Origin of the sequence: Pseudomonas sp. UBA5706 (assembly GCF_002419965.1) — a bacterium.
In the GTDB taxonomy this organism is placed as follows: Bacteria; Pseudomonadota; Gammaproteobacteria; order Pseudomonadales; family Pseudomonadaceae; genus Aquipseudomonas.
In genome coordinates, this window is sequence record NZ_DIHC01000036.1 from 88,051 (window position 1) to 102,433 (window position 14,383).

Annotated in this window: 12 protein-coding genes and 2 pseudogenes; 3 read left to right on the top strand and 11 right to left on the bottom strand. The window is 57.2% G+C overall.

Annotated elements, in window-relative coordinates; genetic code table 11:
- Nucleotides 1-188: 188 nt before the first annotated feature.
- The 6 genes from B3I26_RS17395 to B3I26_RS17420 form a co-directional block, all read right to left on the bottom strand.
- Nucleotides 189-614, bottom strand: coding sequence for a hypothetical protein (locus B3I26_RS17395; protein WP_296259411.1), 426 nt, complete (start codon nt 612-614; stop codon nt 189-191).
- A 33-nt stretch (nt 615-647) separates the two neighbouring features.
- Nucleotides 648-1,217 carry a lipid II-degrading bacteriocin gene (locus tag B3I26_RS17400; RefSeq protein WP_296259412.1) on the bottom strand — a complete coding sequence of 190 codons (570 nt, stop codon included), beginning with the start codon at nt 1,215-1,217 and terminating at the stop codon, nt 648-650.
- 501 nt (nt 1,218-1,718) lie between these two features.
- Nucleotides 1,719-2,483 (bottom strand): amino acid ABC transporter ATP-binding protein, encoded by a 765-nt coding sequence (locus B3I26_RS17405; protein WP_296259413.1) that lies wholly within the window; start codon nt 2,481-2,483, stop codon nt 1,719-1,721.
- A gap of 10 nt (nt 2,484-2,493) precedes the next feature.
- A complete protein-coding gene (locus B3I26_RS17410) occupies nt 2,494-3,591 on the bottom strand; it encodes an amino acid ABC transporter permease (protein WP_296259414.1) in 1,098 nt (365 codons plus the stop codon).
- 10 nt (nt 3,592-3,601) lie between these two features.
- Nucleotides 3,602-4,783, bottom strand: a complete 1,182-nt coding sequence (locus B3I26_RS17415) for an amino acid ABC transporter permease (RefSeq protein ID WP_296259415.1) — start codon at nt 4,781-4,783, stop codon at nt 3,602-3,604.
- 65 nt (nt 4,784-4,848) lie between these two features.
- Complete coding sequence (locus tag B3I26_RS17420; RefSeq protein WP_296259416.1) at nt 4,849-5,880, bottom strand: amino acid ABC transporter substrate-binding protein; 1,032 nt, start codon at nt 5,878-5,880, stop codon at nt 4,849-4,851.
- Between the two features lie 484 nt (nt 5,881-6,364).
- On the opposite strand from B3I26_RS17420, the gene B3I26_RS17425 reads away from it, so the two are divergent.
- Both B3I26_RS17425 and rhlB read left to right on the top strand, forming a co-directional pair.
- Complete coding sequence (locus B3I26_RS17425) at nt 6,365-7,021, top strand: alpha/beta hydrolase (RefSeq protein WP_296259418.1); 657 nt, start codon at nt 6,365-6,367, stop codon at nt 7,019-7,021.
- 288 nt (nt 7,022-7,309) lie between these two features.
- Nucleotides 7,310-8,593 (top strand): annotated as a pseudogene (rhlB, locus tag B3I26_RS17430) (ATP-dependent RNA helicase RhlB); the annotation flags it as partial.
- A 111-nt stretch (nt 8,594-8,704) separates the two neighbouring features.
- On the opposite strand, the gene moaE reads toward rhlB, so the two are convergent.
- The 5 genes and pseudogenes from moaE to B3I26_RS17455 all read right to left on the bottom strand — a co-directional run.
- Nucleotides 8,705-9,154, bottom strand: a complete 450-nt coding sequence (gene moaE, locus B3I26_RS17435; protein ID WP_296259421.1) for a molybdopterin synthase catalytic subunit MoaE — start codon at nt 9,152-9,154, stop codon at nt 8,705-8,707.
- 2 nt (nt 9,155-9,156) lie between these two features.
- Nucleotides 9,157-9,408, bottom strand: coding sequence for a MoaD/ThiS family protein (locus tag B3I26_RS17440; RefSeq protein WP_409521951.1), 252 nt, complete (start codon nt 9,406-9,408; stop codon nt 9,157-9,159).
- On the bottom strand, nt 9,405-9,890 hold the full coding sequence (moaC, locus tag B3I26_RS17445; protein ID WP_296259422.1) for a cyclic pyranopterin monophosphate synthase MoaC: 486 nt from the start codon (nt 9,888-9,890) through the stop codon (nt 9,405-9,407). The genes B3I26_RS17440 and moaC overlap by 4 nt, the downstream gene beginning before the upstream one ends.
- A gap of 123 nt (nt 9,891-10,013) precedes the next feature.
- A complete protein-coding gene (locus tag B3I26_RS17450; RefSeq protein ID WP_296259424.1) occupies nt 10,014-11,408 on the bottom strand; it encodes a PhoH family protein in 1,395 nt (464 codons plus the stop codon).
- A gap of 464 nt (nt 11,409-11,872) precedes the next feature.
- Nucleotides 11,873-12,973, bottom strand: a pseudogene (locus tag B3I26_RS17455) (polysaccharide deacetylase family protein); the annotation flags it as partial.
- A gap of 285 nt (nt 12,974-13,258) precedes the next feature.
- Here B3I26_RS17455 and yaaA point away from each other — a divergent pair.
- Nucleotides 13,259-14,038: a peroxide stress protein YaaA gene (yaaA, locus tag B3I26_RS17460; RefSeq protein ID WP_296259425.1), complete on the top strand. Its 780-nt coding sequence runs from the start codon at nt 13,259-13,261 to the stop codon at nt 14,036-14,038.
- Nucleotides 14,039-14,383: the final 345 nt, after the last annotated feature.

The following is a 14,383-nucleotide window of genomic DNA, read 5'->3' on the forward strand; positions in this document are numbered from 1 at the left end:
TAAAACAAAAACCCGAACAAGGCCCGCTGCTCCATTGGGTAAAGTTGCTGTTAACTCGGTCCGGAATCTGGCTGAAGACCAGCTTGGGGCGTTCGCGGATTCATCGAAGGCTCAACGTCGCGCACAAAGATCAGAATGATTAAAGGTTATGGGCCAATAAATGACCCAGGACCTCATAATATCTACGCCTATTCGCGCGCCTCGCCAATTCTAAACAAGCGCTTGCCTAATACAACGACTGGCCAGACATAAACAACGGCTGCGGCTGTAACAAGGGGTAATCCATCAGTGCCGATGTACAGCAAAATAAGCATCACTGTCAGAACAATGACTAAAGTCACGGACAGTAGTAAGGCCGCGCATATCTTCGCACACCAGGTCGACCCTGAAAATCGGCCCAACACACTGACAAGACTGCAGAGCAAAAATACAATTAGCACCAAGATGGACGAAACCGAAAGCGTAAACACAATTAAATGGATATAGCCATCGTCCATACCAACAGGATTACTGAGAAAAAACGCCAGCCAGGGTAGCAGCACTAAACCGACCATGATCGACCCCATATTAAAAGCAGCTCTCGCTATACTTTTTTTTGAACGAGCCAACAGCATATTATTCCTCGCCAGCAGTCTACTAAGATTTTCCTATCGGTTAATAGAGATAGGCAGCTTGCCCTGTATAACTATTTGATACGGTTGAGGTCTCATCACCTTAACTAATTCCCTAACCACGCGAGTGGCTACTTTTCCGATCGCGGCTCGTTGGGTGCTGGCATTAAAATCGAAGGTATCATTGTACGCACTGGAGACTCTACTGAATGACAAACGCCCGTCATGATACTGGTGAACGACTCCTTGAACATTAAGGGTGATATTCCCTAACCATGTTCCCGTAATCCATGAGCTATCCCACGTACTATAAGGTACCTTGGGCAGATTGACTGGGGAACGTCCGATGTGTGCAGCGGCAAACACGCTTTCTAAAACCGGGATGCTTTTTCCCGAGATACTGAGTCCAAGTCTATTGATATTCGTTACAACCTCTTCGCCACCGCCTTTGAAATAATGCCCATACGCTGCGAAAGCGCTCAATACACCGCCAGATAACTCTCGAACGTCAGCGATTTTCTTTCCATAACCCCAGCGGGATACTGCCTGCCTTACTGCCTCGGTAGAAAGAGCGTGGGGGTGCACGCACATGAATTTGTCAGCCACGGGAATTTTTCTCCAGATCAAACAGGAAACCCGCAGTCGGCATCACTCGCCATCCATCCTGAAGATATCTATTCATTTTCTCCATATGATTTATAACTCGCCAAAATCCATCGCCCTATATCTTCATTCTGCAACGATGCTGAGCCACCATTATAGTCGCAGGATTGGGCATTGGAGGAGCCAGACCCAGTGATGAAACTGAAAAAGCCCCAGCAACCGCATTTATATTAGTGGCAGGCAAAGTGATCACACTACTCATTTTAAAGCTCTCTTGTTAGATTCTAAACCGGATCACCACGACCCGGTATTTAATCTAACCACTTCACTAATAATTAAAAAATACTACACATCCTGCAATTCGGTAGGAAGCGTCCGAAGACATACCAACCTCGTTGGGCCTGAAATCAATAAAATCTTGAGTAAAATTAACAAACTTAATGCGATTCAAAAAACAAAACCCGGGCACAAAGGCCCGGGCTTTTGGGTACAGCAACCGTTATCTCAATGCAGGATCTGGCTGAGAAACAGCTTGGTGCGGTCGCTTTGCGGGTTGTCGAAGAAGTCGTTGGGTGCGGCTTGTTCGACGATCTCGCCTTTGTCCATGAAGATCACGCGGTTGGCCACGGTGCGGGCGAAGCCCATTTCGTGGGTGACGCAGAGCATGGTCATGCCTTCTTCGGCCAGACCGACCATGGTGTCGAGCACTTCTTTAACCATTTCCGGGTCCAGTGCCGATGTCGGCTCGTCGAACAGCATGATTTTCGGCTTCATGCACAGGGCGCGGGCGATGGCCACACGCTGCTGCTGGCCACCGGAGAGCTGGCCGGGAAATTTCTGCGCCTGCTCTGGAATGCGGACGCGCTCCAGGTAGTGCATGGCAATTTCTTCGGCCTTTTTCTTCGGCATCTTGCGTACCCACATCGGCGCCAGCGTGCAGTTCTGCAGGATGGTCAAGTGCGGGAACAGGTTGAAGTGCTGGAACACCATGCCGACTTCACGACGGATGGTTTCGATCTGCTTCAAATCCGACGTCAGCTCGGTGCCATCGACGATGATGCGGCCTTGCTGGTGTTCTTCCAGGCGGTTGAGGCAGCGGATGGTGGTCGACTTGCCCGAACCCGACGGGCCGCACAGAACGATACGCTCGCCCTGACGCACGTTCAGGTTGATGTCTTTCAACACGTGGAACTGGCCGTACCACTTGTGTACGCCCTCCATCCGGATCATGCCTTCGGCGCCCAGCGGTTTACTGACAGCTTCAATCATCACATCACTCCTAACGCTTGTGGCCTGTGTCCAACTTACGCTCCAGGTGCATGGAGTAGCGGGACATGCCGAAACAGAAGATCCAGAACACCAAGGCTGCGAACACGTAGCCCTCGGTCGCCATGCCGAGCCAATTCGGGTCGGCGGCAGCTTGTTTGACGCTGTTGAGCAGGTCGAACAGGCCGATGATGATCACAAGGCTGGTGTCCTTGAACAACGCAATCACTGTGTTCACCAAACCCGGAATCACCAGCTTCAGGGCCTGCGGCAGAATCACCAGACCCATGCGACGCCAGTAGCCCAGGCCCATGGCCGCAGCTGCTTCATACTGACCCTTGGGAATGGCCTGCATGCCGCCACGGACCACCTCGGCCACATATGCCGACTGGAACATGATCACGCCGATCAGGGCGCGCAGCAGTTTGTCGAAATTCATGCCCTCGGGCAGGAACAACGGCAGCATCACCGAAGACATGAACAGCACGGTGATCAACGGGACGCCACGCCAGAACTCGATGAAGGTTACGCAGATCACGCGAATCGCCGGCATGTCGGAACGGCGCCCCAGCGCCAGCACCACGCCCAGCGGCAGCGCACCGGCGATGCCTACGGTTGCGATGACCAACGTCAGCATCAGACCGCCCCACTGGCTGGTCGCCACTTCGGTCAAACCGAAGATCCCGCCATGGAGCAGGAAGAAGGCGACGATCGGGTAGATCACCAGAAAGCTCAGGCCGTAGACCGCCTTGCGTGGCATCGCCTTGATGAACAGCGGCGCGGCGCCGCCGATCGCCAGGCACACGGTCAAATCGACCCTCCAGCGCAATGCCTGTGGGTAATAGCCGTACATGAACTGGCCGAAGCGCTGCTCGATGAACACCCAGCAGGCCCCTGCCTTCGTGCAATCGGCGCGCGTGGTGCCGACCCAGTTGGCGTCGAACAGCGCCCAGCTCAGCAGCGGCGGAACGATCAGCCAGATCAGGTAGACCGCGAACAGGGTCAACAGCGTGTTGATCCAGCTAGAAAACAGGTTTTCACGCATCCATGCCACGGGGCCGAAGACTTTGCTTGGCGGCGGCATGTCGGGTTTGAAAGTATGGGATGTCATGCGCGTTTCCTTACCGCTCGATCAGCGCAATGCGCTTGTTGTACCCGTTCATCAGCAGCGAAATGCTGATACTGATCGCCAGGTACACGCTCATGGTGATGGCAATCACTTCGATGGCCTGCCCGGTCTGGTTCAGTACGGTGCCGGCGAACAGCGAAACCATTTCCGGATAACCGATACCGGCGGCCAGCGAAGAGTTTTTCGCCAGGTTCAGGTATTGGCTGGTCAATGGCGGGATGATCACCCGCAGGGCTTGCGGGATGATGACCTTGCGCAAGGTTGGCCCCGGACGCAGGCCCAGCGAGCGCGCCGCTTCGGTCTGGCCGTGGCTGACCGACTTGATGCCCGAACGCACGATTTCGGCAATGAACGCTGCGGTGTAGACCGTCAATGCCAGGGTCAGGGCCAAAAGCTCGGGAATCAATACCCAACCGCCGACGAAGTTGAAACCTTTAAGCTCGGGCATTTCCCAATGTACAGGGGCGCCGAAGATCAGCGCGCAGAGCGCCGGGATCACGATCAACAACGCAACGCCGGCCCAGAACTTGTGGAATGGAACACCCGTGGCTTCGAAGCGCTTGTTCGCCCACTTGGTCATAAGCACGATGGCGACGATGGCCAGCACGATGCTGATCACGAACGGCCAGGTGGCGCCGGTGGTCAGGGCCGCGGGCATGTTCAGGCCGCGGCTGCTGACGAAGAACGACCCCATGAACCCGTGCGCAGCCCGTGGGCCCGGTAACGTCAGGAACACGGCGAAATACCAGAACAGAATCTGCAGCAGTGGCGGAATGTTACGGAACACTTCGACGTAAACCGTCGCCAGCTTGTTGATGATCCAGTTATTGGACAGACGCGCCACGCCGACGATGAAGCCGAGCAGGGTCGCGAGAATCACGCCGATGAACGTCACCAGCAGCGTGTTGAGTAAGCCGATGAGGAAAACACGCGAATACGAGTCTGACTCCTTGAAGGGAATCAGGTGCTGCGCGATGCCGAAGCCAGCGCTGTTTTCAAGGAAGCCGAAACCTGAAGTGATGCCCCGGTGTTGCAGGTTGGTTTGAGTGTTATCGAACAGATACCAACCCATCGCGACTACTGCGATAACCGTGATTATCTGAAATAGCCACGCACGCACTTTGGGATCGCTGAGGGTTAGCCTCGGCTTGGGTGCGCTGATTTGATTTTGCATGGAGTGCCCCAGAAGAAATACAACGAAGCACCCGGCTGCGGATCACGCAGCCGGGCGCAGGTCAATCAACGCACTGGTGGTGCGTATTGAATGCCGCCGTTGGTCCACAGAGCATTCTGACCACGGTCGATTTCCAGAGGAGTGCCTTTACCCAGGTTCTTCTCGAAGATTTCGCCGTAGTTACCTACTTGTGCAACGATCTTGACGACCCAGTCCTTCGGCAGTTTCAGCTGCGGACCGTAGTCCCCGTCGGCACCCAATAGACGCGCTACGTCAGGGTTCTTGGTGGATTTGGCTTCGGTTTCGACGTTTTTCGAAGTAATGCCGGCTTCTTCGGTGTTCAGCAGCGCGTAACCAACCCAGCGAACGATGGCGGTCCACTCGTCGTCACCGCGGGCAACCACAGGCGCCAAGGGCTCTTTGGAGATGGTTTCAGGCAGAACGACGTAGTCCTTCGGCGAGGCCAGCTTGGAGCGCTGTGCGTAGAGCTGCGATTTGTCGGAGGTCAGCACGTCGCAACGACCGGACTCCAGCGACTTGGCGCTTTCGTCGGAGGTGTCGAAGGTGATCGGGGTGTACTTGAGGTTGTTGGCACGGAAGTAGTCGGACACGTTCAACTCGGTGGTCGTACCGGCCTGAATACAGATGGTTGCGCCGTCCAGTTCCTTGGCGCTCTTCACGCCTAGCTTGCTATTGGCCAGGAAACCAACGCCGTCGTAGTACGTGACGAAGCCCGGGAACTCCAGCCCCATGCTCGCGTCGCGAGAGCTGGTCCAGGTGGTGTTACGCGAGAGGATGTCGATCTCGCCCGATTGCAGCGCGGTGAAACGCTCCTTGGCGTTCAACTGGCTGAACTTGACCTTTTTGGCGTCACCAAAAACGGCGGCTGCGACAGCACGGCAGAAGTCCGCGTCGATACCTTTGATGGTGCCGTCCTTATCAGGTACCGAAAAGCCCGGCAAACCGTCGCTCACGCCACACTGGATGAAGCCTTTCTTTTGAATCGCGTCCAGTTTTGCGCCCGCTTGAGCGAACCCGGTGATACCGAGCGCTGCAGCGGCGGCTACTACAGCCAGGGTGGATTTCAACATCTTCATTCAAACCTCCAGTTTGCTCTTTGTTGTGTGGGAGCCTTAACCCGTCGCACCCTTGTGAGGCGGTGATGACCCGTGCTGGCTATTTTTTGGGTCATGCGACGCTGAAACCGAATCCGAGACGGTACCTGGCATCTCGTCCACCTTGTCATCGGCTTGTCCGGTCCAATGGATTCAAGCCCCATGATGTCCCTGAACCGCGAAGGCTCAAGGCAAATCGTGCCGGAGATCCTGTCGATGGTCTCCATGCTGCCTCGGCTCACCACTGGTCCGCGTCATTGAGAGCGCGGCAGTGTTACCGCCAAGGTGAGCGTCTTCACTCCGCCTGAGTTGTAGCAAAGCCCGTACCACCATGGTGGCAAACTCGAATTAGCGACAGGTCAAGGTCAAAACTTGTAGTCTTGCGACATCTTCTTTCACATCCGCATATCGAGGCGCACCGCCCTGAAGCGTTGCGCCAGAGTCGTTGCACACAAACGGAGCGCACATGAGCGAACCCCTGATCATCGAGCCCGAAAAACCAGCCGACGCCTGCGTAATCTGGCTGCACGGCCTGGGCGCAGACCGTTACGACTTCCTGCCCGTGGCCGAAGCGCTGCAGCAATCATTGCTCACCACCCGCTTCATTCTTCCCCAGGCGCCAACCCGCCCAGTCACTATTAATGGTGGCTACGAAATGCCTAGCTGGTACGACATCAAAGCCATGAGCCCGGCCAGGGCCATTGACCGCGATCAACTGGAAGACTCGGCCCAGCGCATGCTGTCGCTGATCGAGGAGCAACGGGACAGTGGCATCGACCCGGCCCGAATCTTTCTGGCAGGCTTCTCTCAAGGCGGCGCCGTCGTGCTGCACACAGCCTTTCTACGCTGGCAAGGTCCATTGGGCGGGGTGCTTGCGCTCTCCACTTACGCGCCGACGTTCAGCGACGAAATGAGCCTGTCGGCCAGTCAACAGCGCATTGCGGTGTGTTGCTTGCATGGCATCTACGACGAGGTCGTGCATAACGCCATGGGCCGGACCGCCTACGAGCATCTAAAAGCCCAAGGCGTCACCGCGACATGGCAGGAGTACCCAATGGGCCATGAAGTGTTACCGCAGGAAATCGCCGACATAGGCGTCTGGCTCGGGGACCGGCTGCGTTAAACAACGCATTTGCCTGTTTCTTTTGTCTGGCGGATTTGGTATGGCACTACGCCGCGTCGGGTTCTTGCTTTACACTGCCCGGCGTACATCCCTTAATCAATCGATGAGATGACCGTGCTCAAAGCACTTAAAAAAATGTTCGGTAAAAGCGAGGCTGAGCAGCTCGCGCCAGCTGCTCCTCTCCCTGTTCCCAAGAGTTCGACCGAAGACACGCACCGGGAAACCTTCTCACCTGTCGCGCCAACCGCAGAACCAGAGGCCGTCAGCCTGACTGCATCGCCACGGGCCAAGGCTGAACGCCCACGCCGCGAACGCGCACCCAAGCCTGTCGTCGTGCCGTGGAGTGTTGATGACTTCGTGGTCGAACCTCAGGAAGGCAAGACCCGCTTTCATGATTTCCCGCTCGCCCCGGAACTGATGCATGCCATTCAGGATCTGGGTTTCCCGTATTGCACGCCGATTCAGGCCGGCGTACTGGGCTTCACCCTCAAGGGCAAGGACGCGATCGGTCGGGCGCAGACAGGCACCGGCAAGACGGCTGCATTCCTGATCTCGATCATTACTCAGTTGACGCAGACACCACCGCCCAAAGAGCGCTACATGGGCGAACCCCGCGCACTGATCATCGCCCCGACCCGTGAGTTGGTGGTGCAGATCGCCAAGGATGCCGCGGCACTGACCAAATACACCGACCTCAACGTCATGACCTTCGTCGGCGGCATGGACTTCGATAAACAGCTCAAGCAGCTCGAAGCCCGTCACTGCGACATCCTGGTGGCTACCCCTGGGCGGCTGCTGGACTTCAATCAGCGCGGCGAAGTGCACCTGGACATGGTCGAGGTGATGGTGCTGGACGAAGCCGACCGCATGCTGGACATGGGTTTCATTCCCCAGGTGCGCTCGATCATCCGCCAGACCCCGCACAAGGGCGAGCGCCAGACCCTGCTGTTCTCGGCGACCTTCACCGAAGACGTGATGAACCTGGCCAAGCAATGGACCACCGACCCTGCGATCGTCGAAATCGAATCCGATAACGTGGCCAGCGACAATGTAGAACAGCACATCTATGCCGTGGCGGCGGCGGATAAATACAAGTTGCTGTTCAACCTGATCACCGACAATGGCTGGTCTCGCGTGATGGTCTTCGCCAATCGCAAGGACGAAGTGCGGCGCATCGAAGAGCGTCTGGTGCGCGATGGCGTCAACGCTGCGCAGCTGTCGGGCGATGTCCCGCAGCACAAGCGTATCAAGACCCTGGAAGGCTTCCGCGAAGGCAAGATTCGGGTGCTGGTGGCGACGGACGTTGCCGGGCGTGGGATTCACATCGATGGCATCAGCCACGTGATCAATTTCACCCTGCCGGAAGTACCGGACGACTACGTGCACCGTATTGGCCGTACCGGCCGCGCCGGGGCGGATGGGGTGTCGATCAGCTTTGCCGGTGAAGACGACTCCTATCAGTTGCCTTCCATCGAGGAGAAGCTGGGCCGCAAGATCAGCTGCGAGATGCCCCCGACCGAGTTGCTGCGTGCAGTAGTGCGTCAACCAAAGGTAGAGCCTGCGGGGGAGTGATGCCGCAGGTCGGTGCATGATTTGCTGCAGCAGTGCGCCTTGGTGGCGGTAGCGATTTGATGGATGCTATCGCCCGGCAGCCGGACCCCCTACAGTTGTTGGATCAAACGCCTATTTCCAGCGATCCGCCGCCTTGTGATCGCTGTCGCGTCCTTCTACCCAGCGTGGTCCTTCAGCGGTGTTTTCCTTCTTCCAGAAAGGCGCTCGGGTCTTCAGGTAATCCATCACGAAGTCGCAGACCTCGAATGCCGCCTGACGATGAGCGCTGGCCACGCCGACAAAGACAATCGGCTCACCCGGCTCAAGCGGGCCGATTCGATGCAGCACCTCAAGCTTGAGCACCGGCCAGCGCTGTTGCGCCTCTTCGACAATCCTGACCAGCGCTTTTTCGGTCATCCCCGGATAGTGTTCCAGAAACATTCCCGAGACCTCCCGGCCCTCATTGAAGTCTCGGACATAACCGACAAAGCTCACCACTGCACCGACCCCGACATTGGCGTCATGCATCGCATTGACTTCAGCGCCTGGGTCGAACGCTGCGACCTGCACACGAACGGCCATGCCTAGCCTCCGGTAACGGTCGGGAAGAATGCCACTTCGTCACCGGGTTCCACCGGCTCATCGAGCGAGCATAGGGCCTGGTTACGAGCACACATGATGCTTTGCTCGCTCAACACCTCCCACACGCCACCGCGCAGTAGCAAATGCTGGCGCACGGCCTCGACGGTGGCGAAGCTACCCTCCAGGTTTTCGCTTTCGGTGCCCAACGTCTCGCGAAAACGGGCGAAAAATTGCACTTGAACGTGAATAGTCATGCCGCCCCCACTTGTTCATCGGCCACGAAGTGCCCGCTTTTGCCGCCGAGCTTCTCCAGCAACCGCACGTGCTCGATGACCATGCCACGGTCGACCGCCTTGCACATGTCATAGATCGTCAGTGCCGCGACGCTGGCAGCGGTAAGCGCTTCCATTTCCACCCCGGTCTGACCGGAAAGTTTGCAGCGGGCGACAATGTGCACGGTGTCATCGCCTTCGGCGCTTAGCTCGACCTTGACGCTGGTCAGCATCAGCGGATGGCAGAGCGGGATCAAATCGCTGGTTTTTTTGGCAGCCTGAATCCCGGCAATACGTGCCACGGCGAACACATCGCCTTTCGGGTGGCCACCGGCGACGATCATTTGCAGGGTCTGGGGTAGCATGCGCACGCGCGCTTCAGCCACGGCTTCACGGGACGTCACGGCTTTTTCAGTGACGTCGACCATGTTGGCGCGACCTTGGGAATCGAGATGAGTAAGCACGGGATGACTCCTGGACAGGAGCCGCGATTGTAGGGAGTTACAACGGCAAGCTACAAGCCAAAAGCTACAGCCGTTCGCCGGACCATCGCTTGAAGCTTGTAGCTTGAGACTCGATGCTTCTACTTAAAGATGGCTCTCCGCGTATTCGGCCAGGATGGAACGTGGCACCCCTTGCAGGGTGATGTGCACACCGTTGGGGAAATCCTTGAAGCGCTCCGTGAGGTAGGTCAGGCCAGAACTGGTGGCCGACAGGTAAGGGGTGTCGATTTGCGCCAGGTTACCCAGGCAGACCACCTTGGAACCGGCGCCGGCACGGGTGATGATGGTTTTCATCTGGTGCGGCGTAAGGTTCTGGCATTCGTCGATCAGGATCAGGCTTTGCTGGAAACTGCGGCCTCGAATGTAGTTGAGTGATTTGAACTGCAACGGCACCTTGCTGAGGATGTAATCAACACTGCCATGGGTGTTCTCATCATCCATGTGCAGCGCTTCCAGGTTGTCGGTGATAGCGCCCAGCCAAGGCTCCATCTTCTCAGCCTCCGTGCCCGGCAGGAAGCCTATCTCCTGATCGAGCCCTTGCACGCTACGGGTGGCAATAATGCGGCGATAGCGCTTGCTGACCATGGTTTGCTCGATGGCAGCGGCCAGCGCCAGGATGGTCTTGCCCGAGCCTGCTGCGCCGGACAGGTTAACCAGGTGAATATCCGGATCGAGCAGCGCAAACAGCGCCAGCCCTTGGTAAATGTCGCGCGGCTTCAGGCCCCAGGCTTCCTGATGCAGCAGCGGTTCCTGGTGCATGTCCAGCAGCAGCAATTCATCGGGCTTGACGCCCTTGACCCAACCGACGAAGCCTTGTTCATCGATGATGAACTCATTGATGTGAACCGCTGGAATCTGCTCGATCATCTGCACTTTATGCCAGGTGCGACCGTGATCCTGTCGGGTATCGACCTTGCTGACCCGATCCCAGAAGGAGCCCGTCATGGTGTGATATCCACGCGACAGCATCGACACATCGTCGACCAACTGGTCCGTGCTGTAGTCCTCGGCTTCTATACCGCACGCGCGCGCCTTGAGGCGCATATTGATGTCTTTGGTGACCAGCACGATGCGCACGTCCTTCTTGCGTGCGTGCAGGTCGATCAACTGGTTGATGATGATGTTGTCGTTGAGGTGTTCCGGCAGAAGGCTGTTGGGCTCTTCGCGCTTGCTCATCAGGATGGACAAATACCCCTTTAAAACACCCGTACCGCGATCGATCGGTACACCTTGTTCGACTTCCTCCGGGGTCGCTTCGCCCAGTGTCTTGTCGATCAGCCGAATCGCCTGGCGGCATTCCGCGGCGACCGAGTGCTTGCCTGCCTTGAGCTTGTCCAGTTCTTCCAGGACCGTCATGGGAATTGCGACGTGGTGTTCTTCAAAATTGAGCAATGCGTTTGGATCGTGGATCAGAACGTTGGTATCGAGCACATAGAGGATTGGCTGGTTAGAGGAAGGGGTGCGTCCGTGGTCATCCATACTCGCTCACCTTTGTAGAAGCCAGATAACGCAACACACAGCGATGCTGCGCTACGAAAAGGCCGCCGATACTCCCCTTGAGGCAGGAGAGAATTGCGCAAAGTGGGGTCTGGGTGACGCCACCTGTGTTGCAGGGTTCGGCGGTCTGTTGTCGTAATACCGCAAAACCGATGACATAAAAAAGCGTTTTCACAGAAATCGAAGTTTATTTCACGGCATGACGAATAGCCCTTGGCGGATGCATGCCTGCCGTTTACAGTCGGAATTCCGGTCCGCCAGAAACCCTGCCGAATTTCGACCGCCCTTGCCTCCCCCCTCTATTCCCCTTGTTTTCCGGGCATTTGAGCCTGGTCCACGGACTCTGGCGCCTGCTCGGCTGCTGGGTCATCTACGGGCTCGTCGCCGTCTTCATCTCCAGGGGCATCCTGATCGGTTTCGTTCGACAGTTGCCGCGGATAAACATGGCAGTCTTCCCAGGAAATGCCGCTTTGCGCGGTATTGGCCATCAGCCACGGCACAGCTTGCTGCGCCCTGTCAGTGGTGTCGTGGAACACGATGTTGCCGCGACGCCACAGCAGCATCAGCGTCAATACTCGGTGCGCAGTCTGCTCGGCGCTGATGCGACCCGTTCCGTCCTGGGAGTCGATGTTCCAGAGCGAAACACGCAACTGTTGATCGCGGAAGAACTGCGCGCTGTCGGCCCGACGATGGCCATAAGGCGGCCGGAACAGCGGAACGAAATTGTCCGGCAGCATTTGCTGAGTCAGCGCTGCGGTACGCTCGATGGAATCCTGCCAGTCGTTCCAGTGCGCATGGGAGCGATATTCCCATCCCTGAATGCCGACACATTGCTGGCGGTAGAGCGTCTGCAAAGCTTGGGGTGAGCTGCTGTCGATGCGACTTTGCAGGTTTTTGCCCAAGACAAAGAACGTGGCATTGATTTTCTGTTGGCGCATGAAGTCGGCCAGCCAGTCGGTTGCGCCGTCGGCGACCGTCGGCCCGCTTTCGAAATTCAGCAGGAAGGTGCGATCCGGCATCTCATCCCCGCTCAGCTCGTCCGAGTTGAAGCGCTCGACCTCACTGCTGGTCTGCGGGAACAACGCCGCCATGCGCAGCAATTCGTTCAGATAACGTTGACTGAAGGCGTCAGACGGGGCCGCCCAGCGCGCATAGAAGGAGTCGTCGGCAACTTTGTACTCCGCCGCGCGCTGGCGCAGCATGGGCACATCGTCAACCAGCACACAGAAAGACGCATCGGCTTCACAGGATCGCTCGGCCGCCTTCCAGTTCTCGAACAGACGCGTCCATAAGCGGGTACGGGTAAGATTCAGGGTCGCCATATTCAGTTGGCGCAAGCCCAGCCTGTCGGCCAGTTGCACATCGCTGAGGTTCTCACTCTCCAGCAACTGATGGGCGAAACTCAGAATCTGGGCTCGGGAGGCCACATCGAACAATTGAGGGGTCTCCAGGACCTCCGGCCAAACACTGCGATCGATCGTCGCAATATCTCCGGTCGCTGCCTGAGCGTTGAGACCCAGCAGGCAGGCACCGATCAATAACAACATGCGCAAAACGATGTGCTCCCAATCCTTTAATAAAGAGGCCGAAGCCGGCGAGGCACTATAGCGGATTTGTCCGGGCCAAATGGCCATCGACGCAGATCGACCCACAGCCCGGTTACCCTGTTCGATCCGACTTGCCAAGGGCGGCGCCTGAGCTGATGACTCGCTCAGCGAGTCGGGCGGTGACAAGGGAGTACGGAAATCCAGAGCAATGCCTATCGCCACCATAGCTGGAGTCCTGCGCACGCAACCCCTAGAATCGCCACCACGATCAAAGGAGACTACTGCATGCTGATGGTGATATCCCCAGCCAAAACCCTCGATTTCGAAACCCCGCCGACCACCGAGCGCTTTACCCAGCCGCCCTATCTGGATCATTCGCAGGAGCTGATCACTCAATTGCGCGAATTGAGCCCGGCGCAGATTGGCGAGTTAATGCACCTGTCGGATAAACTTTCCGGCCTGAACGCCGCCCGCTTCGGCAGCTGGACTCCAGCCTTTACCGTGAAAAATGCCAAGCAAGCAATTCTCGCGTTCAAAGGCGACGTGTACACCGGGCTGGACGCTGAAACCCTCGACGACAGCGACCTGGAGTACGCCCAACAACACCTGCGCATGCTCTCGGGCCTCTATGGCCTGCTGCGGCCGCTGGACCTGATGCAGCCTTACCGCCTGGAAATGGGCACCAAACTGGCCAACGCCCGCGGCAAGGATCTGTACGCATTCTGGGGTAACCGCATCAGCGAATGGCTCAACGAAGCGCTGGACGAACAAGGCGACGACGTCCTGCTCAACCTGGCCTCCAACGAATATTTCTCGGCCGTCAAACGGCCTGCGCTCAACGCCCGCGTCATTGATACCGAATTTCGCGATCAGAAAAACGGCCAATATAAAATCATCAGTTTCTACGCCAAAAAAGCGCGCGGGATGATGACCCGGTTCGTCATTTCCGAGCGCATCGACAGGCCTGAGCATTTAAAACAGTTCGACGTGCAGGGATACCGCTTCGACAAGCACCTTTCGACTGCCGACAAGCTGGTTTTCTTGCGTGATGAAGCGCACGCGTAGAACTGAGGACGCAGTTACGCCGCCGACGTCGCAGAAGAAGGCGTCGGGAATGTGAACCACCCCGCTCCTGTAGCAGTCTGGCTCGCCTTTGGCAGGATCCTCCGCGCGCCCGCCTAAACCTGCTACAGCGAGGGACGCCCGTTCATATATCAGATGTTTACTGCACCGCCAGCGCCTACACCTCTAACGCCAACCCACTCTAGTGTGAAGTTAGAGCCTTAACCGCACCAAAACCATCCAGTCACCCGCCCGCGCTTTTGCACCTTTTCAAGTTCCCCATTCGCCTATTTCTCAGACGAACGGCACCAAAGCCAAACCCTTGGCGCCAATAACCGGACGCACTTT

What these genes read in the sequence shown, in the direction of transcription:
- moaE (WP_296259421.1), bottom strand. Translation starts at nt 9,154, where the DNA reads ATGGCCGTTCGTGTGCAGGTCGCAGCGTTCGACCCAGGCGCTGAAGTC.
- B3I26_RS17420 (WP_296259416.1), bottom strand. Translation starts at nt 5,880, where the DNA reads ATGAAGATGTTGAAATCCACCCTGGCTGTAGTAGCCGCCGCTGCAGCG.
- B3I26_RS17415 (WP_296259415.1), bottom strand. Translation starts at nt 4,783, where the DNA reads ATGCAAAATCAAATCAGCGCACCCAAGCCGAGGCTAACCCTCAGCGAT.
- B3I26_RS17440 (WP_409521951.1), bottom strand. Translation starts at nt 9,408, where the DNA reads ATGACTATTCACGTTCAAGTGCAATTTTTCGCCCGTTTTCGCGAGACG.
- B3I26_RS17395 (WP_296259411.1), bottom strand. Translation starts at nt 614, where the DNA reads ATGCTGTTGGCTCGTTCAAAAAAAAGTATAGCGAGAGCTGCTTTTAAT.
- B3I26_RS17405 (WP_296259413.1), bottom strand. Translation starts at nt 2,483, where the DNA reads ATGATTGAAGCTGTCAGTAAACCGCTGGGCGCCGAAGGCATGATCCGG.
- B3I26_RS17450 (WP_296259424.1), bottom strand. Translation starts at nt 11,408, where the DNA reads ATGGATGACCACGGACGCACCCCTTCCTCTAACCAGCCAATCCTCTAT.
- yaaA (WP_296259425.1), top strand. Translation starts at nt 13,259, where the DNA reads ATGCTGATGGTGATATCCCCAGCCAAAACCCTCGATTTCGAAACCCCG.
- B3I26_RS17410 (WP_296259414.1), bottom strand. Translation starts at nt 3,591, where the DNA reads ATGACATCCCATACTTTCAAACCCGACATGCCGCCGCCAAGCAAAGTC.
- B3I26_RS17425 (WP_296259418.1), top strand. Translation starts at nt 6,365, where the DNA reads ATGAGCGAACCCCTGATCATCGAGCCCGAAAAACCAGCCGACGCCTGC.